The sequence below is a fragment of the Deltaproteobacteria bacterium genome (genome assembly GCA_016210005.1).
GTDB lineage: Bacteria > Desulfobacterota > Binatia > HRBIN30 > JACQVA1 > JACQVA1.
The window spans coordinates 1-5,856 of the sequence record JACQVA010000178.1 but is presented as its reverse complement, the minus strand read 5'-3'; the positions used below and the strand labels follow the sequence as shown (position 1 = coordinate 5,856).

At 64.9% G+C, this 5,856-nt stretch carries 9 protein-coding genes; 7 read left to right on the top strand and 2 right to left on the bottom strand.

The genetic code is table 11. The features are described 5' to 3' along the window. Positions 1 to 127: GIY-YIG nuclease family protein (locus tag HY699_17380; GenBank protein MBI4517579.1), on the bottom strand; the 127-nt coding region annotated here is incomplete at its 3' end. Positions 128 to 452: 325 nt separating this feature from the next. On the opposite strand from HY699_17380, the gene HY699_17375 reads away from it, so the two are divergent. The 4 genes from HY699_17375 to HY699_17360 are packed head-to-tail and all read left to right on the top strand — an operon-like array spanning position 453 to position 2,155. Next, positions 453 to 635, top strand: a complete 183-nt coding sequence (locus HY699_17375; protein MBI4517578.1) for a hypothetical protein — start codon at positions 453 to 455, stop codon at positions 633 to 635. Between the two features lie 3 nt (positions 636 to 638). Continuing rightward, positions 639 to 1,454 (top strand): SUMF1/EgtB/PvdO family nonheme iron enzyme, encoded by an 816-nt coding sequence (locus HY699_17370; GenBank protein ID MBI4517577.1) that lies wholly within the window; start codon positions 639 to 641, stop codon positions 1,452 to 1,454. Beyond that, the gene (avd, locus tag HY699_17365; protein ID MBI4517576.1) at positions 1,447 to 1,821 is read left to right on the top strand and encodes a diversity-generating retroelement protein Avd; all 375 of its coding nucleotides are present in this window, start codon (positions 1,447 to 1,449) and stop codon (positions 1,819 to 1,821) included. Before HY699_17370 ends, avd begins: the two co-directional genes overlap by 8 nt. Further along, positions 1,793 to 2,155 carry an SUMF1/EgtB/PvdO family nonheme iron enzyme gene (locus tag HY699_17360; protein ID MBI4517575.1) on the top strand — a complete coding sequence of 121 codons (363 nt, stop codon included), beginning with the start codon at positions 1,793 to 1,795 and terminating at the stop codon, positions 2,153 to 2,155. The genes avd and HY699_17360 overlap by 29 nt, the downstream gene beginning before the upstream one ends. Positions 2,156 to 2,250: 95 nt before the next feature. On the opposite strand, the gene HY699_17355 is transcribed toward HY699_17360, so the two are convergent. Next, a complete protein-coding gene (locus HY699_17355) occupies positions 2,251 to 2,478 on the bottom strand; it encodes a hypothetical protein (GenBank protein ID MBI4517574.1) in 228 nt (75 codons plus the stop codon). Between the two features lie 65 nt (positions 2,479 to 2,543). Here HY699_17355 and HY699_17350 point away from each other — a divergent pair, with 65 nt between their 5' ends. From HY699_17350 to HY699_17340, 3 genes are all read left to right on the top strand, one after another. After that, entirely contained in the window at positions 2,544 to 3,662 is a 1,119-nt protein-coding gene (locus tag HY699_17350; protein MBI4517573.1) for a group II intron reverse transcriptase domain-containing protein, read from the top strand. 46 nt (positions 3,663 to 3,708) lie between these two features. Next, the gene (locus tag HY699_17345; GenBank protein ID MBI4517572.1) at positions 3,709 to 5,175 is read left to right on the top strand and encodes a HEAT repeat domain-containing protein; all 1,467 of its coding nucleotides are present in this window, start codon (positions 3,709 to 3,711) and stop codon (positions 5,173 to 5,175) included. Between the two features lie 61 nt (positions 5,176 to 5,236). Beyond that, positions 5,237 to 5,623, top strand: coding sequence for a GxxExxY protein (locus HY699_17340; GenBank protein ID MBI4517571.1), 387 nt, complete (start codon positions 5,237 to 5,239; stop codon positions 5,621 to 5,623). Positions 5,624 to 5,856: the final 233 nt, after the last annotated feature.

Here is a 5,856-nt window from a genome sequence, read left to right as displayed (position 1 = left end):
CCGAAAAACCCTCCACTACCTTGCTCTTATGCTGCCACACCCGCGTTGCCAGCTGTGAGGTCACCCCAATGTACAGCGTGCCGTTCCGTTTGCTGGCCAGGATGTAAACGCAGAACTGCTTGTCCATAGCGCCAAACGCCAGACTGGATTCCCGCTTTCGCGGGAATGACGGCCATAACACCGAACCACGTTACCCACAAAGGAACCACGTTACCCACAAATTTGTCGCGCACCCCCTGCTGTGGTGTGCGAGTCCCGCGACAGCCGGCTTGAGCATGCGGCCCGCGGTTTGCCCGGGTGCTGCCTGGGGCTGCATGCGGTGACCAACGGGCAGTGTGAGCGGGTGGTGGCTTGACTATCAAAAGATCTGTGATAACAGTTTATCAATGATTGCTTTCCGTAATTGCATGGGGTGCGCACGTAGGCTGAGAAGGACGAAGGGATGACGGGGCATGGCTTTACCGGCTGACACCGACACCAGCCGCACCATCATCGTGCGGCTGAAGATCGATACCCACAAGGCGCTGCGCGTGCGCGTGGCGGAGGAAGATACGTCGATCCAGAAGTGGGTCGAGGCGCTGATCGAGCACGAACTGGAACAGCGACCGAAAGCGGGACGGGCCGCGAAGAAATGAACGATGGCAGCCGCGGCCGCAACTAGCGCTCCGGTGCTGATCGAGAACGCGACGGATGGGAGCGTGCTGGTGCTGATTCCGGCGGGAAAATTTGTGGCGGGGGGCAAGGGCAGCGACGAGGGCGGCGAGAAGTTCCCGGTGGAGTTGCCGGGGTATTACTTGGGGCTGCATGCGGTGACCAACGCGCAGTACGAGCGGTTCGTGCGGGCGACCAAGCGGGCGGCGCCGCAACATTGGCAGGGCGGGAGCGTGTCCGCGGACAAAGCGGATCACCCGGTGGTGTACGTGAGTTGGGAGGACGCGCAGGCCTACTGTGAGTGGGCGAGGCTACGGTTGCCGAGCGAGCTGGAGTGGGAGAAAGGGGCGCGGGGAGTGGACGGGCGGGAATACCCGTGGGGGGAGCAGTGGGACGAGACGAAGTGCCGCAATGACAAGAACAAGGGGAGCGGACAGACGGCGGGAGTGTGGGAATATGCAGCGGGGTGCAGCGTATGGGGGCTGTACCAGATGGCAGGGAACGTGTGGGAGTGGTGCGCGGACTGGTACGACGACAAGGCATACACCCGGTACAAGGGGGGCGATCTGCGGCCTCCTGAGACCGGCGCGTCCCGTGTCGTGCGGGGTGGCTCGTGGCGCTTCGTCTATCCGGTCTTCTTCCGGTGCGCGTACCGCTACGACCCCCTCCCCGGCTACCGCCTCGACGCTCCTCGGCTTCCGTGTGGCCAGGACTCTTCTTACGCTATGAACCTTAACGCCTTTACCCCTTGCCCGAGCGAAGCGAGGGTCGCGATTTTTTGGCAAGTGAGGCCCGATGACTGAAGAGGGTTCCTCCGATCGCCAAGCGCCTCAGCAGCCGGAGCTGACGGCGATCACCAAGGCGTACGATCTGGTGCGGGAGATGACCCGCCGGGTGGGGAAGTTCCCGCGCGATTTTCGTTTCCTGCTCGGAGACCGCATTCTACGCAACGTCTACGACACTCTGGAACTGTTGATCGAAGCGAAGTTCAGTCGCGACAAGGTGGCGCTGCTCGAACGGGCGAATCTGCGGTTGGAGCAGGTGCGATTCCAGGTGCGCCTGGCGCACGAGGAAAAGTTGATCAGCACCCACCAGTACGAAGTCGCCGCCCGGCTCGTGGACGAGGTCGGGCGGCTGGTGGGTGGATGGAGAAAGAGTCGAGTCCGATGACCCAGTATGGTACTCGGGCGCTCGATGGGGCCCGGTCGAAGGCGCGTCCCGTGTCGTGCGGGGTGGCTCGTGGAACAACGACAATCCGGACAACTTCCGGTGCGCGAACCGCAACAACAACCACCCCGACAACCGCAACGACAACAACGGCTTCCGTGTGGCCAGCACTGTCCCTTGCCGGAATCGCGTTGTCCATGGAGAGCGCGAGCGTGCAGGGAGAGTCCAGACCGGTTCCCGGCCTTGTCGGCTGTCGCAGGGCCAAATACCAAAGCGGGGCGGGGCGACTGGTAGCCGCGCGGCGACGGCCGCCCCGCGCCGTGGTGCTGTGGCGTAGCGCAACTACCGGGCGCGACGCACCGCGTCCAAGGCGAGATACGTGATGAACCCGGCGCCGATGATCATCACTAACACTGCGATCAGCTCTCTCATCTATAAGTCCTCCAGCCGTCTGATTTTGTCCTCAATGCTTGCGTGCAAGGCGACAATGCCGCGAAATATCGAAGCCAACGCCACTAGATCTCCGAGCACCAATGCCCAATGCGCTGATGCGGCGTTTGCCAGGAGCCACCCACCGAAACTGATGCCCGTCGCAATCGCAATTCCCAGCCAGAGCTTCAGGTACGCTATCTCCTCCTTCGCCAGGTCGATCTTCGCCATCGAGCTACGCCACCTATGTCATTCTTATCGCAAGCGTAGCGTGGGCACAACGTAGGGGAACGGTCATGAAACGCCACGGTGACCTGTTCGACAGTATCACCTCCTTCGACAACCTGCTCGCCGCAGCGCGGGCAGCGTATCGCGGCAAGCGCTTGCGGGCGGCGCCGGCCACGTTCCACTACGACCTGGAGCGTAACCTGCTTCGCCTGCAAGACGAATTGCGCTTGGGCCACTATGAGCCGGGACCCTATCGCGCCTTCCGCATCACCGACCCGAAGCCGCGGCTCATTTCCGCCGCCCCGTACCGCGACCGCGTGGTCCATCACGCCGTCTGCCGGGTGATCGAGCCGCTCTTCGATCGTACCTTCATTTACGACAGCTACGCCAACCGCCTGGGCAAGGGGACACACCGAGCACTCGACCGCGCCACCGCGTTCTGCCGCCAGGCGCCGTACGTGCTGAAGTGTGACGTCGAAAAGTTCTTCCCGTCCATCGACCACGCCGTGCTGCTCGACCGCCTCGCGCGCAAGCTCAAGTGCCCTCGCACGCTCGACCTGCTCGGTCGCATCGTCGCCAACAGTAACCCGCAGGAGTCCGTGGTCCGCTACTTCCCGGGTGACGCGCTCTTCACGCCGCACCAACGCCGGCACGGGATTCCCATCGGCAACCTGACGAGCCAGTTCTTCGCCAACGTGATGCTCGACCCGCTCGATCACTTCGTGAAGGAAAATCTGCGCTGCCCACGTTACCTGCGCTTCGCCGATGATTTCCTCGTCTTCGGCCGCAACAGGGGAGAACTGCGCGCGGTGCTGGAGCGGCTGCGTGGCTTGCTCGCGCCACTGCGCCTGGCATTGCATCCGCGGAAGTGCGTGGTGTTGCCGGTATCGGCCGGGGTGCCCTTCCTGGGCTGGAGGCTGTTCCCCGATCACCGCCGCCTGCGCCGCTCGACGGGGGTCCGCTTCCAGCGGCGGTTGCGGCAGCTCAGCCGGGCCTACGCCGGCGGAGCCATTTCCCTCGGCGACGTGCGGGCACCGCTGGCGAGCTGGATCGGACACTTGCGGCACGGCGACACCTGGGGCCTGCGGCGCCGGCTGTTGGGCGACACGCTCTTCCGGGTACGGGCCGGAGGCCCATACCACCAGGACTCCTGCTCTCACGGCGGAGGATCAGGAACGGTGGTATAGGCTTCCAGCCTGTACCACACACATCTCACGACGGGGAACGATGGCGATGGCAACGCGTGAAGATCTCGAACGATGGCAGCGCTCACTGCGGGCCGCTTTTCCGATCGTCGGCGGCATGCGCCGGCGCCGGGCGGTGGCGGCTCTGGCCGGCCGACTCGACGACCCGGACGTTATCCCTCTGCTGATCGAGGCAGCGGGTAGTCGCGATGCCGACGTCGCCGCTCGTGCGCTCACAGCGCTGCGAGGCCTGCAAGCGCAGCCGGTCATCGACACGCTGTGCGCGCGGTGGGCGGACAACCGCGACGACCGGCTGGGGGCGATCGTTGCCGAGCGGGGCTACGTGGCGAGCCAGCCGCTGGAAGTCGAAGTACTGACCACTTTGAAGTGCGGGGCTCGGTTGGCGCCGGAACGGGTCGAGGTGGTGTCGCCCCTCATCGCCGCATTGAAAGATCGCGACGAAACCATCCGCTCGCGCGCCCGCGCCACGCTCGAAGGTTTGCCATCCGGGCCGGCGCGCGACGCGCTGTGCGACGCGGCGGTGAAGGACCCGGCGGGGTTGGCCGCCCGGCTATGCATCGAGAAGGGCATGCGGCCTTCCGATCCGGAGCGTGCCTGCATGTTCCTGTTTGTCACCCGCCAGCTCGACGCGTATTTTCGCGAGGACTTCGAATTTCAGAACCTCCGCCTGGAGTACGAGCGCGCCGACGCGGCTGTCCGCGCCCACGTGATGGAGGTGGTCCGTTCCGGCGATCGGCGGTGCCTCGGGTTCATCGGCACGCGCAAGGCGCTCACCGAGTGCTCGGAGGCGGAGCTCAAGCCGGCGATCGAGTCGTGGCTGCGCCATCAGGATTGGCCCCGCCTCTTTCGTGGGTTCCTCGAGTTGCCGCTGAAGTTCGGCCTGCCGGTGCTGGAACATCTGCGCAAGTCGGGCTGGCAGCCGGAGGAGCCCGAGCTGCTGAGCCTGTACCGTCAGACTCTGGCGGACACCGACGGTCAGCTCGCGCATGCGCAGAAGCCGCGGGCGAAGGGCGGAGATTCGGTCTTCGAGCGCTGGCTGGCGCAGGAACGCAAGGGCGAGTCGGCCGGCGCGAACGAGGCGACCCTGTTGCAGCGCCTGCAAACGGCAACGCCGGTCGAGGGGGTAGCTATCGTGGCCGCGCTGGCGGCCAAAGCCGCACCGGGCGGTGCGGCGGCGCAGGCCGTCCAGGCCAGCCCGCACTGGCTTGTTCGTCTCGCCGGCCACGCCACCGGCCTCTGCCACGCACAGGCAGACCAGAACTATTGGGTCAACGAGCTGACGTCCGCCAGTGCGCTGGAGTGCTGGCCGGGCCGGGCGACGCCGGCGGATTTGGAAGCCCTCGAATCGGCACCGCCCGAAGCGTGGCTCGGCATGCTCGGCGCCGCCCGCAAGGTCCTGCGCGCCCTGATGGGCTACCGCATCACCACCGGCAGCTTCGAGCAGATGATGGTCGAAGCGGACGAGTCGGCGGGCGAGTTCGAGCTGGCGGAGTAACGGAGAAAAGGGGAATGGCCGCGAAAAGGCGCAAGAGGCACAAGAAGGGGTGGACAAGGTCATGGGCGACGTGATGCAGCTCTGCGACACGGTCAGGGAGATCGGCTTTGCAATTCACCGGTATCTGCGGCACGGCCACCTGGAGAAGGTCTACGAGAATGCACTGGCCCACCGTCTGCGCAAGGCTGGCGTTGACGTGAAGCAACAACACCCACTCACGGTGCGCGACGAAGACGGTACCTTGATTGGTGACTACTACGCAGACCTGCTGGTCGAGAATCAGCTGATCGTCGAGCTGAAGGCCGCCAGCACCCTTGCGGGCGAGCATATCGCGCAGCTCTTGGGCTACCTGCGGGCCGCACGGATGGAACATGGCATGCTGATCAACTTCGGTGCGCCGAAGTTCCAGGTACGCAAGTTGGTCCTAAGCCCACCGGGAGGCGACTGAGGGCATTTTGAACCGGGCAGCCGCAAACATACGCAGGGGACGTCCGACCCCTTTTTGTGTCTCTTGCGCCTTTTGGTGGCCAAGCAGCACGGGGGATGGGAGTGGCGCTGTGTGAGGAAAGGAGAGGACGGCCGCGAAGATGCACAAGAGGCACAAGACCGAGCCCAGTGAGCACTGGGCAAAGGCGACCCCTTTTGTGTCTCTTGCGCCTTTTGGCGGCCAAGCAGCACGGG

Coding starts and splice junctions, on each gene's coding strand:
- HY699_17345 (MBI4517572.1), top strand. CDS start 3,709: ATGGCAACGCGTGAAGATCTCGAACGATGGCAGCGCTCACTGCGGGCC.
- HY699_17355 (MBI4517574.1), bottom strand. CDS start 2,478: ATGGCGAAGATCGACCTGGCGAAGGAGGAGATAGCGTACCTGAAGCTC.
- HY699_17350 (MBI4517573.1), top strand. CDS start 2,544: ATGAAACGCCACGGTGACCTGTTCGACAGTATCACCTCCTTCGACAAC.
- avd (MBI4517576.1), top strand. CDS start 1,447: ATGACTGAAGAGGGTTCCTCCGATCGCCAAGCGCCTCAGCAGCCGGAG.
- HY699_17370 (MBI4517577.1), top strand. CDS start 639: ATGGCAGCCGCGGCCGCAACTAGCGCTCCGGTGCTGATCGAGAACGCG.
- HY699_17340 (MBI4517571.1), top strand. CDS start 5,237: ATGGGCGACGTGATGCAGCTCTGCGACACGGTCAGGGAGATCGGCTTT.
- HY699_17375 (MBI4517578.1), top strand. CDS start 453: ATGGCTTTACCGGCTGACACCGACACCAGCCGCACCATCATCGTGCGG.